The sequence below is a fragment of the Clostridia bacterium genome, from assembly GCA_035561135.1.
In the GTDB taxonomy this organism is placed as follows: Bacteria; Acidobacteriota; Terriglobia; order Terriglobales; family Acidobacteriaceae; genus DATMYA01.
Genome location: DATMYA010000008.1, coordinates 426,824 through 447,203 on the forward strand (window position 1 = coordinate 426,824; position 20,380 = coordinate 447,203).

Annotated in this window: 17 protein-coding genes; 14 read left to right on the forward strand and 3 right to left on the reverse strand. The window is 58.3% G+C overall.

The window, feature by feature from the left end; genetic code table 11:
* Window positions 1–148: 148 nt before the first annotated feature.
* Complete coding sequence (locus VN622_01975) at window positions 149–784, reverse strand: HAD hydrolase family protein (GenBank protein HWR34620.1); 636 nt, start codon at window positions 782–784, stop codon at window positions 149–151.
* Window positions 785–964: 180 nt separating this feature from the next.
* Here VN622_01975 and VN622_01980 point away from each other — a divergent pair, with 180 nt between their 5' ends.
* The 4 genes from VN622_01980 to VN622_01995 all read left to right on the forward strand — a co-directional run bounded on the left by VN622_01980 (window position 965) and on the right by VN622_01995 (window position 9,069).
* A complete protein-coding gene (locus VN622_01980) occupies window positions 965–2,308 on the forward strand; it encodes a hypothetical protein (GenBank protein ID HWR34621.1) in 1,344 nt (447 codons plus the stop codon).
* A 995-nt stretch (window positions 2,309–3,303) separates the two neighbouring features.
* On the forward strand, window positions 3,304–3,582 hold the full coding sequence (locus VN622_01985; GenBank protein ID HWR34622.1) for a hypothetical protein: 279 nt from the start codon (window positions 3,304–3,306) through the stop codon (window positions 3,580–3,582).
* A 374-nt stretch (window positions 3,583–3,956) separates the two neighbouring features.
* Window positions 3,957–8,462: a DEAD/DEAH box helicase gene (locus tag VN622_01990; GenBank protein ID HWR34623.1), complete on the forward strand. Its 4,506-nt coding sequence runs from the start codon at window positions 3,957–3,959 to the stop codon at window positions 8,460–8,462.
* A gap of 49 nt (window positions 8,463–8,511) precedes the next feature.
* Complete coding sequence (locus VN622_01995) at window positions 8,512–9,069, forward strand: L,D-transpeptidase family protein (protein ID HWR34624.1); 558 nt, start codon at window positions 8,512–8,514, stop codon at window positions 9,067–9,069.
* A 22-nt stretch (window positions 9,070–9,091) separates the two neighbouring features.
* On the opposite strand, the gene VN622_02000 is transcribed toward VN622_01995, so the two are convergent.
* A complete protein-coding gene (locus VN622_02000) occupies window positions 9,092–9,433 on the reverse strand; it encodes an MGMT family protein (GenBank protein ID HWR34625.1) in 342 nt (113 codons plus the stop codon).
* A gap of 197 nt (window positions 9,434–9,630) precedes the next feature.
* On the opposite strand from VN622_02000, the gene VN622_02005 reads away from it, so the two are divergent.
* The 4 genes from VN622_02005 to VN622_02020 all read left to right on the forward strand — a co-directional run bounded on the left by VN622_02005 (window position 9,631) and on the right by VN622_02020 (window position 13,061).
* Window positions 9,631–10,050, forward strand: coding sequence for a DUF4440 domain-containing protein (locus VN622_02005; GenBank protein ID HWR34626.1), 420 nt, complete (start codon window positions 9,631–9,633; stop codon window positions 10,048–10,050).
* A gap of 141 nt (window positions 10,051–10,191) precedes the next feature.
* Complete coding sequence (locus VN622_02010) at window positions 10,192–10,701, forward strand: hypothetical protein (protein HWR34627.1); 510 nt, start codon at window positions 10,192–10,194, stop codon at window positions 10,699–10,701.
* A 224-nt stretch (window positions 10,702–10,925) separates the two neighbouring features.
* Window positions 10,926–12,695: a proline--tRNA ligase gene (locus tag VN622_02015; GenBank protein HWR34628.1), complete on the forward strand. Its 1,770-nt coding sequence runs from the start codon at window positions 10,926–10,928 to the stop codon at window positions 12,693–12,695.
* A gap of 24 nt (window positions 12,696–12,719) precedes the next feature.
* The gene (locus tag VN622_02020; protein ID HWR34629.1) at window positions 12,720–13,061 is read left to right on the forward strand and encodes a hypothetical protein; all 342 of its coding nucleotides are present in this window, start codon (window positions 12,720–12,722) and stop codon (window positions 13,059–13,061) included.
* A gap of 85 nt (window positions 13,062–13,146) precedes the next feature.
* Here VN622_02020 and rlmN read toward each other — a convergent pair whose 3' ends face one another.
* A complete protein-coding gene (gene rlmN / locus VN622_02025) occupies window positions 13,147–14,277 on the reverse strand; it encodes a 23S rRNA (adenine(2503)-C(2))-methyltransferase RlmN (GenBank protein ID HWR34630.1) in 1,131 nt (376 codons plus the stop codon).
* A gap of 249 nt (window positions 14,278–14,526) precedes the next feature.
* Between rlmN and VN622_02030 the strand changes: the two genes are divergently transcribed.
* The 6 genes from VN622_02030 (at window position 14,527) to lolA (ending at window position 20,250) form a co-directional block, all read left to right on the forward strand.
* Complete coding sequence (locus tag VN622_02030) at window positions 14,527–15,816, forward strand: pitrilysin family protein (protein HWR34631.1); 1,290 nt, start codon at window positions 14,527–14,529, stop codon at window positions 15,814–15,816.
* Between the two features lie 415 nt (window positions 15,817–16,231).
* Window positions 16,232–16,738: a prepilin-type N-terminal cleavage/methylation domain-containing protein gene (locus tag VN622_02035; GenBank protein ID HWR34632.1), complete on the forward strand. Its 507-nt coding sequence runs from the start codon at window positions 16,232–16,234 to the stop codon at window positions 16,736–16,738.
* A 180-nt stretch (window positions 16,739–16,918) separates the two neighbouring features.
* Window positions 16,919–17,851 (forward strand): ABC transporter ATP-binding protein, encoded by a 933-nt coding sequence (locus VN622_02040; protein ID HWR34633.1) that lies wholly within the window; start codon window positions 16,919–16,921, stop codon window positions 17,849–17,851.
* Complete coding sequence (locus tag VN622_02045) at window positions 17,848–18,624, forward strand: ABC transporter permease (protein HWR34634.1); 777 nt, start codon at window positions 17,848–17,850, stop codon at window positions 18,622–18,624. The genes VN622_02040 and VN622_02045 overlap by 4 nt, the downstream gene beginning before the upstream one ends.
* Complete coding sequence (locus VN622_02050; GenBank protein ID HWR34635.1) at window positions 18,621–19,547, forward strand: hypothetical protein; 927 nt, start codon at window positions 18,621–18,623, stop codon at window positions 19,545–19,547. The genes VN622_02045 and VN622_02050 overlap by 4 nt, the downstream gene beginning before the upstream one ends.
* Window positions 19,548–19,563: 16 nt before the next feature.
* The gene (lolA, locus tag VN622_02055) at window positions 19,564–20,250 is read left to right on the forward strand and encodes an outer membrane lipoprotein chaperone LolA (GenBank protein HWR34636.1); all 687 of its coding nucleotides are present in this window, start codon (window positions 19,564–19,566) and stop codon (window positions 20,248–20,250) included.
* Window positions 20,251–20,380 lie beyond the last annotated feature (130 nt).

Genomic DNA, 20,380 nt, shown 5'->3' on the forward strand with positions numbered 1-20,380 from the left:
GCTGGAAACAACCTTTTCCCTCCAAATGTATCTATATCTTCAGAGCCTCCTGAAGACGGACACGTTGTTCGGGGGAAACGGTGAACCCACCGCAATTGCGGTGGGTCTTTTTTTGCAACTTTTGTCTCAATAGGACTCTGCCTGCAACTCACTTTCCGTGTGACGAAACTTTGTCAGGAGTGCGATTGGCGATGTAGGCACTCACTGCTTCCTCGTACTTCCCTTGTGCCTTCAGGATGTACTCGACGGCATCGCGCACGGCACCGTCGCCGCCGCGGTGGTCTGTGATGATATGCGCTTCATCCTTCACGACTTCGCGCGCGCTGGCAACCGCAATGGCCAGTCCGCAGGCACGCATCGGCGGAAGATCGATGATGTCATCACCCACATAGGCCGACTGTTCCGGGCCCAGATTTTCTTTTGCCAGGATTTCGTACAGCACGGAAAGCTTATCGGCTGCGCCCTGGTACACGTGATCGATGCGCAAATCCCGGCAGCGCAGGCGGACCGTTTCAGAGATGCGCTTCGTAATCACGGCTGTCCTGAGTCCGGCGAGTTTCGCCAGGGAAATTGCTGTGCCGTCGTGCGCGTGGAATCCCTTGGCCTCGATCATGGTGTCCGAGGAGATAGAGTAGCCACCTGCATCTGCCTTCGTCTCCGCAGCACTGCGCGTTGTTTGCGGCGCTCCGGCGGGCGCAGGAAACAGGAAAATGGTTCCGTCGGTCATAACGCCGTCGACGTCGAGAATGAGCAGTTTGATTTTTTTGGCGCGAGGTTTCGACATGGATTCGATCTTTGGCCTGCGAGCGAGTTTCTAGCGCGCAGTTGCCGGCTGAATTCTATCAGGCGCGCACCACAGCTTTGTTCTCCGTAGTCGCAACTAAAGGGCGGAGCCTTGGCTGTGGCGAACGAATCCGTATAAAGTGAAGTCAAACAAGATCGGGAGTTTGAGTCAGAGGTCTTGATGATGCGAGCCCGAGTTGTAGTGGTGGGACTCTCTTGTGGTTTCTTCCTGGCCTTCGGGTCCGCTCTGCATGCGCAAGGTGTAAAGGCGCCATCACTCGCAAAGAAACATGCAGCCGAAGCGCTGGTCCAATCCGCAAAATCGAAGCAACTGCTCGATCAAAGTTATGAACTTGGCCGCGACTTCGCGCCAGAGCAGCGCGTGGCACACCTCATTGCACTCTGCGACGCCGTGACCGGGGAAACAGGTTACGGCACCGACGCGGAACGTTGGAGCGAGGAGCTGTACCGCATCGCCTCCGAGCTGCCAGAATCGGACTTTCGGCGTTCCGATGGGCAATCAACCGCAACAGCCACAATGTCTCGAGTGCGACTGTCGCGGGCAGTACAAATGCTGGACGGAATCGCGCCACCGGTTGCCGGCGCAACCGACTCTCGCGCCTCCGCAGCCGGAGCGGTCTTTTCGGCAATGATTCGAAAAAACGGCTCGGCCATTATTCCGGCAATCCGCCAGCGAGCGCGCAAGATGGGCGATAGCGGCACGTATCCCTATGGGCCTATGACGCTCGTCGTCACCAAACTGCGAGACAAGCCAGAACTCGCGCAGCAGGTATTCACAGACGCTCTCGCCTACTATCGGCAGGGTCGCGACATTCCGATCAGCGAAATGCAGTTTGTGAGCCTGCTGCAGTTCGCCTCCGGCTCCGGACTCATCTCGCAGCCCATTTTGCTCGACGCCGCCCGGGAGCTGATCGCCCACGTACTTCGACTGAACGAGAGCGACACCCCATCTGACAGCACAAGCCAGGAGTTCGATTACTTTAAGTTCATCGCGATGCGGGCACAGAGGACCGTCGAAAAGATTGATCCTGCGCTGGCGAAGAGCTTGAAGGAGCGGCTTGCTTATTCTCCCCGCACGATGCACGCGGACACGGAAACTGGCGATCTGCGTCTCCGACGCGACGCGGCTTCGGATACCTCCTCAAACTCAACCGTTTCGGACGCGATGAATGCCTTGATGTCTCTGAGCGAAGATGAGAAGCAGAACTCACCCGAAGCCCGGGACGTGATCAGCAAGGCCTTCTCGCAAGGCATGCGGAACATGGCTTCGGCCATGGAGAAGGCCAATGCAAACGAGTCCGCCATCAAGCGAGCGGCAGGCGGACTTCCCTCGTTTGTGCGCGCGGCCGCTCGCCTCTCGCCTGATTACCTGCTGGAGGAACTTGCCATCCTTCAGGACACAGAAGTCAGGGCATTCCTGTTGATCGATGCTGCCGAAGGAATACGGGAGCAAAGGTCGGAGGTTGAACTGGTCTACCCTCCGCCACGAGATTCTCGCAAATAAGAACACTGCCGCTTAGATCATCACAAACCGTTGGCTTCAAAAGAAGCAGTTGGTGTCATCCTGAGGTCGCGCCGCGCGATTGAAGGATCTGTTTTTTTAACAGCGGCACAAAAGCTGATCGTTCGTTTCACTCAGGATGACGGCTCTCTCAGTTGTCCTCCTGAACGGAGCGACGAAGCCGCGGAGTCGAAGGATCCCTCTCAGTGTCCTCCGCGCGAGAACGTGATTAAGGGACTCCCGAAGCAGCGTTCGGTTGTCGTTATTTGTGATATGGCCTGTTACCAACAGCTAACGTGCGCTCGGGGTCGTCACGCTACCCCGCAGGTTTTCTGGAATGTCTTCTACCGTGAACTGGGCATAGCTTAAGGGCTGAAGGCCGTGGTTAATAGGAGGCAAGTGAAACCGAAAAGGAACCCGCATGTACCAGCGTTTTGCTACGTGATTGACGGGAACACTGAAGGTTAAGCTTTTCCCTGGCTGGATTATTTCGGGGCTTCCGTGAACTGATACGTACCCCATCGGAGGCTCTTCGATAGAGTCTGATTTTTCGATTCTGGTCATTGTTCCCAGTATCTCGTCTGGTACGAGTGTCAACTCAGGTGTGGTGCTGGTCCCCATCGTCTGCACCTCGATTGGGAAGCTAGAATTGTTCACCAATCTCAGCCAAAGACCTTGTGTAGGTTCGTTATCTTCTACGGGGGGGCGAGCGCCGATATGGTCGAGTGAGATGTAAACGATAGGCCTAGTCGCATCCAGTGCCAGTTTCGAAGTGGTGTGCGTTTGTGCAAAGGAGAACGCGGTCAGTGTTAAAAGCAAAACGACATATCGCAAGGTTCGCATCTTTGCTCCCCAAGTAAGTACACCGAACACTACACGATTGTTCCTTCTTTGGCGATTGTTGACGGTATATCGCCATCTCGCAAGTAATCCAGATTTGCTGGATAGGGAGTGGGATGTGCTGTTCACAACAGCTATCGTGAGCTACGATGCTTCCAATGAACGACAACAGACGAAATGGCTGGCCATTCGGAGCCACCAGCATTGCCATGACAGCCGCGTTTTGGCTGGTCTACTGGCTGCTGCCTAATCAAAAAGTCGATGCATTCCTGCAGTCGCTCCCTGTGATTGCTCCGCTCTTGTGGATTCTATTGTGGTTTTTCATCGCGCTCGGACTTGGAGTATTTGCCGCTGTACGCCGTAGCCGCGCTTGGCTTGTCGCACCATCATTTGCTGTCGCAACAGCGGCCTTCTTCTTCGTCCACATCTTGGCGTGAGAGCTGGATAGCTGGCGGTATATCGCCATCTCACAGGCAGTCGTTCGTTTCAGTGCTGCTTGAAGTTTCACTCCCAGTCTCACGCGAGTCGAAGGACCTTTCTCATCAGCACCAGCATCACAAAGGGATACTTCGACTCGGGCTTACACCCTCGCTCAGGAAGACAAGTTATGTTTTCAACGGGTACGAGGTATTCAGCAATCAGCAATGTGAAATGTTGAACTTTGGGGCGAAGCTTTGGCGAAGACCGCGGCCCGGCTTACAATATCTCGGTGGGGCTTTTTGAGGACATTCTTCCGTTTCCTCTCGACGAGACCGTCCGTCCAGATATAGCGGATCGTAGTGCGCACTTGACGCACGAGAGCGAAGCACGTGTGCCCGCAACAGGTTTCGACTCCGAAACTGTACCCCTGTCGTTGCGCTGGGCGCACCCGCTCGTGCAAGAGTGGTTCACCAGGAAACTCGGCGCGCCTTCCGAGCCACAGGAAGCAGGCTGGCCTCATATCCTCGACGACCGCACGACGCTGATCTCCGCGCCCACTGGTTCGGGTAAAACGCTGGCCGCGTTCCTCGCGTGCATCGACCGCCTGGTTCGCAAGGCGCTTGCCGGTGAACTGCACAACCGCACGGAAGTCCTCTATGTTTCTCCGCTCAAAGCGCTCGGGAACGATATTCAGAAGAACCTTGAAGGGCCTCTGAGCGAAATACAGGCGCTCGCCGGTCAAAAGGGCCTTTTGATGCCGACCATCCGCGCCGCCGTACGTACCGGCGACACGTTGGCCTCCGAACGGCTGGCGATGTTGAAGAAGCCGCCGCACATCCTGGTCACAACCCCTGAATCGCTTTACATCCTGCTTACGGCCGGCAAAAGTCGCGAAGTGTTGCGCGATGTTGAAACCATCATCGTCGATGAAATCCACGCGGTTGCCGACGACAAGCGCGGCGCTCACCTCGCGCTTTCGCTGGAGCGCCTCGAACACCTCGCACATCGCAAGCCCGTGCGGATTGGGCTGTCCGCAACGCAGAAACCGATTGAGGCCGTTGCCGGCTTCCTCACCGGCAATGGACGCGAACGCGCTCACATCGTGGACGTCGGACACTCCCGCAAGCTCGACCTTGCGGTCGAGGTCCCTAACACGGAGTTGGGGCCCGTCGCTTCAAACGAGATGTGGGACGAGATTTACGACCGCCTTGCCGAGCTTGGAAATCAGCATCGTTCGACGCTCGTCTTCGTAAACACGCGACGGCTCGCCGAGCGCGTCTCGCACCATCTTGCAGAGCGCATCGGCGAAGAGAATGTGGCTGCACACCACGGAAGCCTCGCGCGCAAGCTGCGGCTGCAAGCGGAACGCAAGCTGAAGAACGGCGAAGTGCGCGTGCTGGTCGCCACCGCGTCGCTGGAGCTCGGCATAGATATCGGCACGGTTGACCTTGTCTGCCAACTGGGCTCTCCGCGAGCCATTGCCGTTGCGCTGCAACGCATCGGACGCGCGGGGCACTCAGTCCCGAAAGAAGGCGAACCGCCAATCGTGCCCAAGGGACGCATCTTTGCGACCACGCGCGACGAACTCGTCGAATGCGCAGCGCTCGTGCGCGCCATCCGCCAGCACGACCTCGATCGCCTCGTCATCCCCGAAGCGCCGTTGGACATCCTCGCGCAACAGATTGTCGCTTGCTGCGCCGCCGAGGAGTGGAGTGAAGAAGAACTCTATCGCGTCCTGACGCGCGCTTATCCCTATCGCGATCTGTCGCGACGAGACTTCGAGCGCGTGCTCGTGATGCTCGCCGAAGGCATTGCGGCGCGGCGGCGCGGCCGGTACGGCGCGTATCTCTACCGCGACCAGGTGAACGGGCGCGTGAAGGCGCGGCGCGGCGCACGGTTGGCGGCCATTACGAGCGGAGGCGCAATCCCGGAGACGGCACTTTTCACCGTTGTTGCCATGCCGGAAGGCGCGGTTGTCGGCACGGTGGATGAAGACTTCGCCACGGAAAGCAACGCCGGCGACATCATGCTTCTCGGCAACACCAGTTGGCGAATTCGCCGCATCGAGGGCAGCTCCGGCCGCGTACTTGTCGAAGACGCGCATGGCGCACCGCCGAGTATTCCCTTCTGGCTTGGCGAAGCTCCGGCACGCACCGCCGAACTGAGCGCGCACGTCGCGGAATTACGGCAAGCCGTGAGCGAGCGGACAGGACATGCAACTCCGCTGCGCCATGAAGCACTCGACTCTGCAAGGGAATCCAAGGCGCAGGGTTCAAAAAAGTTACCGCAGCTGGTTGCGGCCGATGGCAAGCAGCCGTCTTCCACTACGCGCGCCATTCGCGGCGTCGAACTAACTCGGGAGACTGTGAACGCCGTTGCCTGGCTCAAGGACGAGTGCGGCCTCGATGACTCTGGCGCAGAGCAGATCATCGAGTACATCGTTGCAGGTCGTGCAGTGCTCGGTGATGTGCCGACGCAGAGGACGATTATCGCCGAGCGTTTCTTCGATGAGTCAGGCGGAATGCAACTCATCATCCATGCGCCGTTCGGCGGACGCGTGAACAAAGCGTGGGGATTGGCGCTGCGCAAACGCTTTTGCCGCTCCTTCAATTTCGAGTTGCAGGCGGCGGCAACGGATGACGGCCTGAACATCGCTCTTGCCGAACAGCACAGCTTTCCGTTGGCGGATGTATTCAACTTCCTGCAACCGGAATCCGTTCAGGACGTGCTGGAGCAGGCCGTGCTGACTGGCTCACCGATTTTCGCGACGCGCTGGCGTTGGGACGCCAATCGTTCGCTGGCTTTGTTGCGCTTCCAGGGCGGAAAGAAAGTGCCTCCGCAGATTCAGCGAATGCGCTCGGATGATCTGCTCGCGTCCGTCTTCCCCGATGTCGCAGCCTGCGGCGAGAACATCGATGGCGACATCAAACTACCTCACCATCCGCTCGTGGAAGAAGTGATGAAGGACGTGCTGCATGAGGCCATGGACGTTGAAGGCCTCAAGCGCGTGTTGAACGACATCAGCACTGGCCACATCCGCTGTGTTGCGGTGGATACGCCCGTGCCGTCGCAGTTCTCGCATGAAATCCTGAACGCGAATCCATACGCCTACCTCGACGACGCGCCGCTGGAAGAGCGTCGCGCGCGCGCCGTGCAGATGCGGCGAACATTGCCGGAAAGTGTGCTGCAAGAGGTCGGCAAGCTTGAGCCTGCGGCGATCGCGCAGGTGCAAGAGGAAGCGCTTCCAGACGTGCGCGACGGCGATGACTTGCACGATCTTCTCCAGACGATGGTCATCTTGCCTGAGCGTATTCCGCTGCCTAACTGGGACGCCTTGCCTGATGTGTGGCGTGCGTTCTACGCACGGCTGGAAGGTAGTCGACGCGCGGTGACGGCGCATGTTGCAGGGCGGAGTTACTGGGTAGCGTCAGAGAAGGTCGCAGCGTTTGGTGCACTTTTTCCCGATGCGGCGTTCGCACCCGAACCGCCGGATTTCGGCACGCACTCTCAGCAGACGCGCGACGACGTAATCGCCGTAGCGCTTTCCGGATGGTTGACGCATACAGGGCCCATCACGGCGCGTGAGTTAGCAAGCGTTTTCGGACTGCCTGATGCCGAGATCGACTCCGCGCTGCTTCGCAAGGAAGCGACAGGGGCGGTGCTGCGCGGGCACTACCGCGAACCGGCAGAGGGCGCCACGCCACACGCGGGCGCACCGATTCCAAACGAGTTGGAGTGGTGCGAGCGACGGCTGCTCGCGCGAATCCATCGCTTGACGCTCGGAACGCTGCGCAAGCAGATTGAGCCTGTCACTCCGGCACAGTTCATGCGTTGGCTTCTGCGCTGGCAACATGTTGCGCCGGGAACACAACTGGGCGGCGAGCGCGGTGCGCTGGAAATTTTGCGACAGTTGCAAGGCTTCGAAATCCCGGCCAACGCCTGGGAACGACAGGTGCTCGCCCGCCGCGTGCGTGAGTACGATCCCGAAGTGCTCGACCAGCTCTGCCTTACTGGCGCGGTTGGCTGGGGACGCCTGTCGCCGCATCCGGCGACGGTGCACGCGAACGAAAACGCACCCGGCGACGGGGCGGAGGCGAGGACGCGGCGCGTGGTGCCGACGAGTGTCGCACCGATTACGCTGTTCCTCCGCGAAGATTCGGAGTGGATGGCTCCGCGCGCCCACGGCGAAGATGCCGAGCAGGAAAATGGTCTCAGCGCGGTCGCGCGCGAGGTGCTCGGGTTCCTGCGACGTCGCGGTGCCTCGTTCTTCACCGACATCGTTCGCGGAACGGGGAAGCTGAAATCGGAAGTTGAGACGGGACTGTGGGAGTTGGTCGCCGCCGGGTTCGTCACGGCCGATGGCTTCGACAACCTGCGCGCGCTGATCGATCCCAAGCGTCGTGCGGGACAGGGACATGGGCGAACATCGCGCCCGCGTCATTCATCGGGCAGATGGTCGCTGCTCTATGCCGAAAGCGCAGACCACGCCCGACGCGTGGAAGCGACGTGCTGGATGCTACTGAAGCGTTATGGCGTCGTCTTCCGCGAGCTGCTGGCGCGTGAGGCGAACCTTCCAAAGTGGCGCGAATTGCAGATCGCGTTCCGCCGCCTCGAAGATCGCGGCGAAATTCGCGGAGGGCGCTTCATCAGCGGCTTCATAGGCGAACAGTTCGCATTGCCCGTTGCGGTGGAAAGCGTCCGCGAGATGAAGCGCATAGAGCCGAGCGGCGAGACCATTACGATTTCTGCTGCGGACCCGCTGAACCTCGTTGGCGTCGTCGTGCCAGGCGAACGCGTTCCGGCCATCAGCGGAAAGACTGTTACATTCCGCGATGGCGTCGCGTACGAGGCCGATGAAGAGCGAGCGTTCGCGTTGCGTGATGTCGCGACGATGTAAAGCGGAGGCAGACGTCGGACGTCAGTGCCGGTTGCCAGTTGAAGTCGCCGTGTTTCGTGCTCGACGAGCTCTGCCGTTTTCCGCGACAATGCCGGGCATGCGGATTCGCTGGCAGTTCCTTACAGTTCCGGTTTTGTTTGCAACGGTGTCGCCGCTAGTTGCCGGCGAACTGCCAAAAGACGCGATAGCTGATCGCATCATTGTGCTGAAGGCGCGCCGTGAACTGCAACTATTACATGAGGGCAAAGTACTGAAGACGTATCGCGTCGCACTCGAAGGCAATCCCATCGGCCCGAAGCAGAGACAGGGCGACGGGCGCACTCCGGAGGGAACGTACTTCATTTCAACGCGCAATCCGAAAAGCCAGTTTCATCTTTCCCCGCGCATTTCTTATCCAAATCAGGAACAGCGCGGACGCGCGAAAAAGATGGGAGTCGATCCAGGCGGCGATATTTACATACATGGTCTTCCGAAAGGCTGGGAATGGGTCGGTGCAGGACATCGTATGAAGGATTGGACAAACGGATGCATCGCCGTCACGAATGACGAAATCGAAGAGATGTGGCGTGTTGTGCCGAACGGTACACGAGTTGAGATAAGGCCCTAGCCGTCGTCGTGCTCTGCCGCCCTTACGACCGTTTGCGGGTGGAGCGGGGTTTGGCTGCTTTCGTCCGTTTCTTTACGAAGAAGCTGAAGTGATGCTTGGTCATGTCCACGCGAAGTCCAATGAATTGGACGCCTTCGGTTTGCAGACGCATGCGCTGTTCGAACCCTATCTCGCCTGCGAGAAGAATTCTGCCGCCGGCGCCCACGACGCGTTGCCACGGAACCGAGACGCCGTCGCTGCTGTGCAATGCCCATGCCACCTGTCGGGCCGACCCCGGGAATCCGGCAGCATAGGCAACGTCTCCGTAGGTTGCGACCATGCCGCGCGGAATGCGGCGCACCTGCTTCAGCATTGCAGCGAACATGGAAGTCTGCGGCATGTAAGTGAGTTATAGACGAGTCGCGTGTCGAGAGTCGAGGGTCAGGTTCGAGACGCGGGTCGCGCCCACAGCACAGCCAGAAGTGAGTCACTCGTCCGCTCTGCTTTGTTAGTAGTATTGCCCAATGGTCGTTGGTCCGCTGCTCGGTGGCGCGATTCGCAATGGCACGACGGGAGGCATTCATGGACAGAACGTACGTAGAAACCCTGTACAGAGAGCTTGTGAACGCGTTCAACCGGCACGATCCGGTTGCACTCTCGGATTGCTTCTCGGAACAATGCGAGAAGATTGAACTTGATGGCAGCCGGGCGAAGAATCGGGCGGAAGTTCTCAACCAGGCGCAGAACCTGAAATCCAACATCTACAAAGATGCCCAAATTACGCTGGACATCGAGTGGCTCCTTCCAATAGCGGCCGAAGTTGCGGCCGTCACGAGCAGATTCACGCTGACAGGCGCGCGCAACGCAGATGGCACACCTATGCAGGAGCTTAGCGGTTTTCAATTCTCAATCGTTGCGCTCGATGAGGGCACGCCGAAGATCAAGGTTGCGCACTCATTCCTGCCCGTGCCGGACCTTCAACCAATACAGGCTGTGGCGTGACGGCGGATCGGCGCAGCGGCCTCTAGTCTTACCGCGCGACACTTCTAGACGACACTCCTGACGATGAAGGCACTCCGTCCTAATGCCCGCCCAATCCGATGGGTGACTTTGGCGCTGATACTCGGGGGCAAAGCACTCGCTGTGATCTTTCTGATTACGGCGATCGCGAGCCCTCGGACGCGAGTCATTTACGTTTCACAATTTGCGGAACCGGCGCGCGAACGGATGTTCTGGGCATCAGTTGCGTTCTTTCTGACGTTCGCCTTGGTGCGCGCTCTAACGATGTCGATTCGCGCCGGCATTGGCCCATTCAAAAATGTGGTCGTGGGCGGCAGACATATCCATCATCTCGTCTGGGGCATCGCCCTGCTGCTTCTCGTCGGTTATGGGTGGCTGATTGAGATTGGCGGTGGCGCAGCAGGAACATCGCGGTTGGCGGGAAGAGCAATGGCTGTTCTCTATGGAATCGGCGCGGCGCTGACGCTGGACGAGTTTGCCCTCTGGTTCAATCTGAAGGACGTTTACTGGGCGCGTGAAGGACGCGAGAGTATCGACGCAGTCGTGCTGTTCGGTGCACTGCTGTCGGTCGTTTTTTGGGGTGGACCGTTTTTCAATGCGCTGTTCCGCGAGGCGGGCAAGCTGATGCACTAATTGGGGCCTTACCTCAGCGGCAAAAGCCGCACATCAGAGCTGTTGTGGATGGCACGGCTTGCAGCCGCGACCCTCAAAGCTTAACCGGACAGACTTCTTGGTTGCTGGATAACAGACTTCTTTCGCGCTGGGAAGAAGAACACTGTCCCATGACATTGTTACAATGAAAAATTCCCGCCTGTTCTGATTTGCTTATTTCTTCCACGGCGGACGAATGGACAAATATGCATCGCTGGTCACAGCTCTTTATTCCTACCCTTCGTGAGGCTCCGGCCGACGCGGAAGTCGCGAGTCACAAGTTCCTGGTGCGTGCCGGCTATATTCGACAGCTCGCGTCCGGTATCTACTCCTACCTGTTCATCGGTCAGCGCGCGATGCTAAAAATCACGAACGTGGTGCGCGAGGAGATGGACAAGATCGGGCAGGAGTTCTATCTGCCGGCGATTCATCCGCGGGAGGTATGGGAAGCGAGCGGTCGCTGGGCCGGCATGGGCGACAACATGTTCCGACTGAAAGACCGCAAGGGCGCGGACCTCTGCCTGGGCATGACAGCAGAAGAGGTGATGACGGAGATCGCCCGCAAGGAGTTGCGCAGCTACAAACAGCTTCCGCAGATCTGGTACCAGATTCAGTCGAAGTTCCGCGATGAGCCTCGTCCGAAGAGCGGACTGTTGCGCGTGCGCCAATTCACGATGAAGGACGCGTACTCGTTCGACATTGACCCCGCGGGGCTGGACATTAGCTATCAGAAACATTACGACACTTACTGCCGCATCTTCGACCGTTGCGGCCTGAAGTACGTGGCGGTGGAAGCACATTCGGGCGCCATGGGCGGTTCCGCGTCGCACGAATTCATGGTCTACACCGAAGCCGGCGAAGACCTGGTGGTGAGCTGCCAGAAGTGCGGCTATGCGGCCAACCTCGAAAAGGCGACTTCGCGTCTGGACATCGTCGAAGATTACGAGGCGAGCGGCGATGGACAGCCGGAGCTGGTTCACACGCCAGGCTTGAAGACGATCGAGGCGGTCGCGAGTTTCCTGGGCGTGTCGCCGAAGAACAAGATGAAGACGCTGGCGTACATGGCCGTGAAATCGAATTCGGCGGCGAACGAGATCAGTGAAATCCCCGTGGTTGTCTTCGTGCGCGGCGACCATTCGCTGAACGAAGCGAAGCTGGCCAGCACAGTGCCGGGTGCGGAGTTCCGGCCGATGCATCCCGAAGAGATACAGGAAGTCTTCAATTCACCTGCCGGATTCCTCGGCCCAATCGGCATGGAAACGATGCACCACAAGGGCATCAAGGCGAAGGTATTCGTGGATCGCGCGCTGCTGGGTCGCAAGAACCTGATTGCCGGCGCGAACAAAGAGGACTATCACCTTCGCAACGTGACGCCAGGGCGCGACTTCAAGGTGGAAGAGTCACAGTGGCTCGATCTGCGCAGCGTGGAGCAGGGCGAAGGTTGTCCGAACTGCGGCGAACCGCTGCAGGTGGGCAAGGCCGTGGAGATTGGACACATCTTCAAGCTTGGCTACAAGTATTCGGAGTCGATGGGCGCGCGCGTGCTCGACAAAGACGGCAAGGAAGTGACGCCGATCATGGGCAGCTACGGTATCGGCATCGAACGCATTCTGACGTCGGTGATTGAGCAGAACCATGACGATAACGGCTTCTGGCTGCCGCCGAACATTGCGCCTTATGAAGTGGTCGTCGTACCGACCAATGTTGCCGATGAGAAGCTGCTGGCGGCCGCTGTCGAGATTGCGGCCTCGCTGGAAAAAGCCGGGTTCGATGTGCTGCTCGACGATCGCGACGAGCGTCCGGGAGTGAAGTTCAAGGATGCCGACCTGGTAGGAATCCCTTACCGGATCAACGTTGGGAAAAAGGTCGTCGAGGGCAAGGTTGAAGTCGTTACCCGCTCGACACGAGAGAGTGTGGATGCTACTATCCCCTCGATTCCAGTGTTAATGATGAAGCTGCTGCGGCCGCAGGTGTAGCCCGGTGGCGGGGAATGTTGCAGGATGAAGAATCTCAAAGCTCTTTTCGGACTTGCGGTTCTGTTTGCGGCGGTCTACGTGGCGTGGGCGGTGTTGCCGCCCTATTACAACAACTTCCAATTTCAGGACGCGGTGGACGCCGAGGCGAAGATGAGTTCGTACTCGACCAAGACCGAGTTTGAAATGCAGGAGTCGTTGGCCAAGAAAGCGCAAGAGTTCGACATTCCACTCAAGGCCGAGCAAATCCACGTGGTGCGCTCGGGGAATGAGCTGAGCATCTGGGCGGAGTACCAAATCCATGTGGATCTGCCACTCTATCCGGTGGATCTTAGATTTCAGCCTGCAACGAAGAACAAAAAGATCTGAGCAGAATCGTTGTCTAAGGAGCCCGGGCGAAAAGCTCGGGCTTCTCTTTTTGGGGACAAGCCCGAACGCAGCGCGGAGACCAAAGTCAGGCGAGAGTCACTAGTTCAGATGTGCGCTTGAGTTGTCCGCAGGCTGCGTAGATGTCTCGACCACGCGGACGGCGGACAAAGGCTGGAATGCCGGCGTCAACAAGCACCTGCCTGAAGATTTGGACGCTGCTTTCCTCGGGCGTGGTGAACGGAATGTCCGGGCCGGGATTCAGGGCGATAAGGTTAACCTTGGCGCGGAGGCCGCGCAGAAGTCGAGCCACTTCGCGAGCGTTCTGCACGGAATCGTTGTCGCCGCCTAGCAGCACGTATTCGAAGGTGAGGCGTTCGCGACGACGTAGCGGGAAATCGCGCGCTGCGGCCATGAGCTTCTCAATGTTCCATTTCTTATTGATCGGCATGACGCGCGTGCGGTCCGCGTCATTTGAGGCATTCAAAGAAATCGCCAGCTTGGGGCGGACAGTCTCCTGAGCGAAGTCGTAGATGCGGGGCACGATGCCGGAGGTTGAAACCGTCATGCGCGACTCAGGGATGCCGACGCCTTCAACGAGCAGGCGGACGGCTTTCATGAACGGCTCATAATTCAGGAACGGCTCGCCCTGGCCCATGAAAACGAGATTGACGCGCTCCCTGTCGATCTCGACCCGGTGATCGTTGAGGACGACGATGATCTGGCCGACGATCTCCCCGGCGCTGAGGTTACGCTTAACCCCGAGCAGGGCCGTCATGCAGAACTGGCAATTGACGGCGCACCCGACCTGGCTGGAGACACAGATGGTGGCGCGGTCGTAACGGGCTTTGCCTGATACGTCGCCACCTTCTTCATTGCCGGCTTCGGTTCCGTCGCCCGCTTCCCCGCCATCCCCTTCCGGCATCCAGACGGTTTCGACCGACTGCCCATCAGCGAACTGAAGTAGATAACGGACGGTGCCGTCCAGGGAGACGAAGCGTTTCTCTATGTCGGGCAGGCCGATACGAAAGCGAGTCGCAAGCTCTTCGCGCAGATTTTTCGGGATTGTGGAAATGTTCTCGAGAACCGAGGTACGTTCCCGGTACAAAGCCTGGTAGAGCTGCCGGGCACGGTAGCCGGGCTGCGCTGGCTGCCGCAGAACGTCCGTAAGCTCTTGAAGATCAAGGCCTAATAGTTCGAGTTTTTCGAGGTTCTCCATGCATCCAACAGACAATTGAGCAGTGACGAGGGCTTTCTGGCCACGCCGCGGCAATTGGATTAGATTCTATAGGCAGTCGATTCCTTTTGCAGGTTGCGAGCGAGTCCTAGCGCCACCTGTTCCCAACACGGGAATTAACTGTAACTTTCTGCAACACTGGGTCATGTGGCAAGGTGTTCGTGAAAGGTCGCGATCACGGACGGGGGATGTGTGCAAGAATCCATTAGGGGTGCCATGAAGGCCGTTTCCATGCAGAAGCAGACGTTCGATGATTTGCGAAACGTCCAACGGACGGTGCTCCCGAACGGACTGACGATCCTGACCGAGGAAATGCCGCACGTACGCTCTGTCTGCATTGGCATCTGGATCAAAACAGGTTCGCGGCATGAACCGACGGAATGGAACGGCATTTCTCATTTTCTTGAGCACATGGTGTTTAAGGGAACGACGACCCGTTCGGCCGAGGATATCGCGCGTCAGGTGGACTCGATTGGCGGGAACATGGACGCGTTCACGGCGAAGGAGTGCATCTGCTTCAATGTGAAGGTGCTCGATGAACACCTACCGATCGCCATGGACGTGCTGACCGACATGGTGCTGAACCCAATCTTTGCGGAAACCGATATACAGCGAGAGCGGGGAGTGATCCTGGAGGAGATCAAGATGGACGAGGATAATCCCGACTACCTCGTGCATGAGATTTTTACCCAGAACTTCTGGAAGGACCATCCGCTGGGGAAGCCGATCCTGGGCACGAAAGATACGGTACGCCGTTTCGAGCGGCAGATGCTATTCGACTACTATGGCCAGCGGTTTTCATCCGGCAACATCATTGTGTCTGCGGCCGGTAATCTGGACCATCACGAATTCTGCCGGCTGGTGACGCAGAGCTTCGAGCACCTGCAACCGGTCCCCAACGGATCGCACGAAGCGCCGCCGAAAACGGTTTCGCGCATCATGATGCGCAACAAGAAATCGCTGGAGCAGGTGCAGATCTGCATAGGCGTGCCGGCCTACTCCATCTCGCACGAGAACCGGTACGTCTCCTACATATTGAACACGCTTCTGGGCGGCGGCATGAGTTCGCGACTGTTCCAAAATGTGCGCGAGCGCCAGGGATTGGTGTACTCGATCTTTAGCGAGTTGAGCCCCTTTCACGACACGGGATGCCTGGCGGTGTACGCTGGCACTTCGCGCGATTCTGCTCCGAAAGTGGTGCATTCGGTGATTAACGAGTTCCGCGAGCTCAAAAACATCGCGGTGCCAGAAGAGGAACTGCGACGCGCAAAAGACCAGATGAAGGGTTCTCTCATGCTGAGCCTCGAGTCTTCAACGGCGCGCATGTCAAACCTGGCTCGCCAGGAGATGTATTACGACCGCTTTGTTGGGATCAATGAAATCATCGATCGCATAGAATTGGTCACTTCCGAAGAAGTGCTGGCGCTCGCCAACGAGTTCTTCAGGAGCGAACAGATCGCGGTAACCGTGCTCGGGAACCTGAACGGGTTGAAAATCTCTCGCGATCAACTTGCCTGTTGAAATTCTAGTAAAATATTCTCAAATGGCCTGTGGGCGGCCCTTGCAAGTGAATTCCCCTGGGCGCGACGCGGTCGCGGAGTTGTAGGAGCGGAGGTTCAAGAGGGCTCCTCCGACCCGGGCTTACGCCCTCGCTCGGGAAGAGAACCGCCTGCCACCATGATTAAGAGATGAACAACGCTATCCATGACAAATTTGTGCTTCGCCGAGTGACACTATTTGTCAGTGTGACTGCGTTCGCCGGTACGCACAAAAGTTTTGAGGCTTTGCCAATTGGGAGCAATACACCTAACTTCTTAGAAACAGACAACATACAAACCAGTGCCGAAGGTAACCAACGCTGCAAACACGTTTGGCGTCCGACGTGCCCTATACCACGACAGTTGTGAATTCCACACAGTCGAGAGAGATGACATCCATGCGTAAACAGAAGGGCTTTTCGCTTATCGAGTTGCTGATCGTTGTCGCGATCATCCTGATCATCGCGGCCATCGCGATCCCGAACCTGCTGCGTTCCCGCATCGCCGCGAACGAAGCTTCGGCCGTAGGGTCTATCCGCACCGTCAATACCGCCCAGGTCACGTACGCGTCGACATATCCGGGTTATGGCTTTGCCGCTGACCTCGCTGTGCTTGGCACGACTGCAACCCCGCCGACCGAGGCCGCCTCGGGGCTGATCGACAGCGTCCTTGGTTGCCCCAGCCAGCCCTGCAGCAAGAGCGGATACAAGTTCGCGATCGTTGGCACCGCGGGTGATGGCACGACTCCGAACGGCTCGTACCAGATTAACGGTGAACCGATCACTGCCGGGACTACCGGCCAAGCCTCGTTCTGCTCAAACACTGATGGCGTCGTTCGGAAACAACAAGCCGGTGGCGCAATCGCCGACGAAGCGGCTTGCTTGGCTCTGCCCCCGATCCAGTAACAACTAAGATTGGCGAAGTACCTGGGGGAGGGTACAAGCCAAGGGGAGCAGGAGCAATCCGGCTCCCCCTTTTTCTTGGTTAGTTGCCGTGCGAAGCGGAAGTCGGCAGTCTGGTCGTTGCTATCGCGAGTTCTTTTCAGCCACCGTATAATGTCTGATCGTTCCTGACACTTAAACTCTATGGCCGCCATTGAGACTGTTGCGCTCGAGAAACGCTATCCTGCGGGATTCTGGCGCAAGACATACAAACAGGCGCTGCATCCCCTTTCGCTGACCGTTGAGGAAGGCGAGGTCTTCGGATACCTGGGGCCGAACGGCGCCGGTAAAACGACTACTTTGAAGCTGCTGATGGGGCTGGTGTTCCCGACCGGGGGCACGGCAAGGATTCTCGGACGCGAACTGCACGATGCGACGATGAAGGCGCAAATAGGCTTTCTTCCCGAGCAGCCCTATTTTTACGATCACCTCACGGGAACAGAACTGCTCAATTACTACGCGCAGCTCTCTGGCGTGCCGCCGAAGGAGCGCCGCCGCCGCGCAGAGGAAGTGCTGCGCCGCGTGGGACTGCCTGAAGCGCAAGACACGCAGCTACGGAAATACTCCAAGGGCATGTTGCAACGGATCGGAATTGCACAGGCAATCGTCCACGATCCCAAGCTGGTCTTCCTCGACGAACCGATGTCCGGACTGGATCCGATAGGGCGCCGGGAAGTGCGAGACCTGATCCAGAGTTTGAAAGACGAAGGCAAAACCATCTTCTTCTCGACCCACATTCTCTCGGACGCGGAAGCGTTATGCGACCGCGTTGCCGTGTTGAACAAGGGACGCCTGCGCGGTATCGGCGTGGTGGCAGACCTGGTTCGCGAAGTTAGCGGGCGGGTGGAAATCATGTGGGAAGGCGCGGCAGCGACGGCGGGGATTGTCGCCCTGGGCGGCGACTGCCACGCAAGCGGCGATGTGCTGCGGGCGACCGTGCCCGAGAGTCGAATGGACGAGGCGATTGACGCGGTGCGACACGCGCGTGCGCGATTGATCTCGGTCACGCCGGTACGCGTAACGCTCGAAGACTACTTCGTTTCGCGACTTGAGGCAGAACAGGCGGTGCACTCATGAGCCGCATCGGGGCAATTGCATTCAACACCTTCCGTGAAGCGGTGCGAGACCGCGTGCTCTACAACCTTGTCGTGTTCGCGATTCTCATGGTGGGATCGGCACTGCTGTTCGGGCAGATTTCGATCGGCATCGAACGGCTTGTTCTGGTGAACCTTGGATTGACGGCGATTTCGCTGTTCGGGATCGTGATCGCAATTTTCATCGGCATCGGGCTGGTTTCGAAAGAGATTGAGAAACGCACGCTCTATACGGTGCTGGCGGCGCGGCCTGTGCGGCGCTGGGAATTCATTATCGGCAAGTTCTTCGGGCTGATCGGCACGCTGGTAGTGAACGCATCGTTCATGGCGGCCGGCTTCTTCGCGGCGCTTCTCTACCTGACACATAAGCTGCAGGCGGCTGATGCCTATCTGCTCGTCGCCATTTACTTCATCGTTTTACAGTTCGTGCTTATCACTTCGCTGGCGTTGCTGTTCTCAACCTTCTCTTCCCCGCTGCTCTCATCGGTATTCGCGTTCTCGCTGTTTGTGATTGGCACATTTGCAGAGGACCTGCGGGGATTCGCGGCCATCGCAAGCGGACCGACGCGATGGCTGGCGGAGGGACTTGCCTACTTTGTGCCCAACTTCGCGGCCTTCAATGTAATCTCGCAGGTGGCACACTCGGTGCCCGTGCCCGGGAAGCTGATTCTTTACAACAGCATCTATGCCGTGCTGTATGCGACGGCGGCGATTTCCGGCGCTGTGCTCATTTTCGAACGCCGCAACCTGAAATGACTTCGCGTAAGCACATCTCGCTTGTGTTCTCGGCGCTGCTGGTGCTGGGCCTGGGCGCGAGTGTCCCGCTGGTGAAGCGGATCGATCGCGCACGAGAAGCTACGGCGCTGCAAGAGGTGCTCTACATCCCTTCAGCGAACACGGTGAAGCGCATGAGCCTGGGATACACCGGCCTGCTGGCCGATGTTTACTGGACGCGAGTGGTGCAGTACTTCGGGGGGAAGCACCACGAAAGAGCGCTGCAATTCAAGCTGCTAGAACCGCTGCTGGACATCACGACGACGCTCGATCCGCACCTGATGGTGGCGTATGAGTTCGGGTCCATCTTCCTCGCACAGCAGCCTCCTGAAGGTGCTGGCGATCCGCAAGCGGCGATCAAGCTGGTTGAGCGCGGCATTCGGGAGAATCCGGCGGCCTGGCGGCTGTACTACCATTTGGGCTTCATCTACTGGCAGGAGCTGGGCGATTCGAAGAAGGCGTCGGAAGTATTCTTGAGAGGGTCGGAAATTCCCGGCGCATTGCCCTGGATGAAAGTGATGGCGGCGACCTTCGCGCAGCACGCCGGAGACGCGGAGATATCGCGCCTGCTGTGGACGAAGATACTGGAAAGCACGGAAGACAAGCACATCCGGGCGAATGCCATCAAGCGGCTTCGGGCGCTGCGCGTAGATGAAGAGGTGACGACGCTGCAACAGTGGGTTGATAACTACGCCCGCAATACGGGCCGCGCACCTGCTTCTTTCCAGGAAATGGTGGCGGCTGGATACCTGAAACGTCTGCCCGTGGATCCGCTGGAAAATCCCTACCAGGTGCGCGGAGGACGTGTCGAGGTGGCGTATCCGGACGACCTGCCGTTCATCACCAAGGGACTGCCGCCCGGTCGCAAAGCATCGGTTGTGCCCTCTCCGGAATCCAACAAGTAAGCACCTGAATGAGATCATGAAAATTTTGTTGAGGACTCTTCTCGCAATTCTCTGCTGCGGTCCACTGTGGCTCGTGGCGACGGCGATGGCCCAGACTTCGCCGGCAGATATTCAAAAATTGGCAGAGGGCGTTGATAAGCACTACAACAACCTGACTTCCATGCAGGCCGACTTCGCCGAAATTTATCGCGGTGGCGGCATGGCACGCAGCGAGTCGGGCGTGATGTGGCTGAAGAAGCCGGGCAAGATGCGCTGGGAGTATAGGAATCCGCGGGAGAAACTATTCATCACGGATGGCAAGACGGCGTGGTTCTACGTCCCGGGCGAGAGGCAGGCACGGAGAGCATCTGTTAAGAGACTGGACGATATGCGCTCTCCGCTACGTTACCTTCTTGGCAGGACAAAGCTAATGAAGGAGTTCGAAGGACTGTCTTTGGCACCGGACGCTAGACCGGCCAACCAAGGAAACGTCATGTTGCGCGGAGTCCCGAAAGGAATGCAGGACAGGGTTTCCCAGGTGTTGCTGGAGATTACGCCGGAGCGCCGCATTGCGCGCATCTTCCTTGAGGAACTCGATGGTTCGACTACGGAATTCCGCTTTCTCCAGCAGCGTGAGAACGTCCAGGTAGCCGATGAGCGCTTTCGGTTCAGCCCTCCGCGTGGGATAGAGGTCATGGAAGCCAGCGAACTTGCCCCGCAGTAGGCAGGCGGACTTTGGCCATGATACTTAAAACAGGTTTTTAGGGGCCTGTGCTTGGGCCTTAGTGACCTTGCAATTACCGTCGATTTCGATTTAATGCCGAGAGAGCGTCTGTACAGCTACAATGCTTGGG

Coding starts and splice junctions, on each gene's coding strand:
- VN622_01975 (HWR34620.1), bottom strand. CDS start 784: ATGTCGAAACCTCGCGCCAAAAAAATCAAACTGCTCATTCTCGACGTC.
- VN622_02040 (HWR34633.1), top strand. CDS start 16,919: ATGGCCGCCATTGAGACTGTTGCGCTCGAGAAACGCTATCCTGCGGGA.
- VN622_01980 (HWR34621.1), top strand. CDS start 965: ATGATGCGAGCCCGAGTTGTAGTGGTGGGACTCTCTTGTGGTTTCTTC.
- VN622_02000 (HWR34625.1), bottom strand. CDS start 9,433: ATGTTCGCTGCAATGCTGAAGCAGGTGCGCCGCATTCCGCGCGGCATG.
- rlmN (HWR34630.1), bottom strand. CDS start 14,277: ATGGAGAACCTCGAAAAACTCGAACTATTAGGCCTTGATCTTCAAGAG.
- VN622_02050 (HWR34635.1), top strand. CDS start 18,621: ATGACTTCGCGTAAGCACATCTCGCTTGTGTTCTCGGCGCTGCTGGTG.
- VN622_02035 (HWR34632.1), top strand. CDS start 16,232: ATGCGTAAACAGAAGGGCTTTTCGCTTATCGAGTTGCTGATCGTTGTC.
- VN622_02030 (HWR34631.1), top strand. CDS start 14,527: ATGCAGAAGCAGACGTTCGATGATTTGCGAAACGTCCAACGGACGGTG.
- VN622_01985 (HWR34622.1), top strand. CDS start 3,304: ATGAACGACAACAGACGAAATGGCTGGCCATTCGGAGCCACCAGCATT.
- VN622_02020 (HWR34629.1), top strand. CDS start 12,720: ATGAAGAATCTCAAAGCTCTTTTCGGACTTGCGGTTCTGTTTGCGGCG.
- VN622_02015 (HWR34628.1), top strand. CDS start 10,926: ATGCATCGCTGGTCACAGCTCTTTATTCCTACCCTTCGTGAGGCTCCG.
- lolA (HWR34636.1), top strand. CDS start 19,564: ATGAAAATTTTGTTGAGGACTCTTCTCGCAATTCTCTGCTGCGGTCCA.
- VN622_02045 (HWR34634.1), top strand. CDS start 17,848: ATGAGCCGCATCGGGGCAATTGCATTCAACACCTTCCGTGAAGCGGTG.
- VN622_02005 (HWR34626.1), top strand. CDS start 9,631: ATGGACAGAACGTACGTAGAAACCCTGTACAGAGAGCTTGTGAACGCG.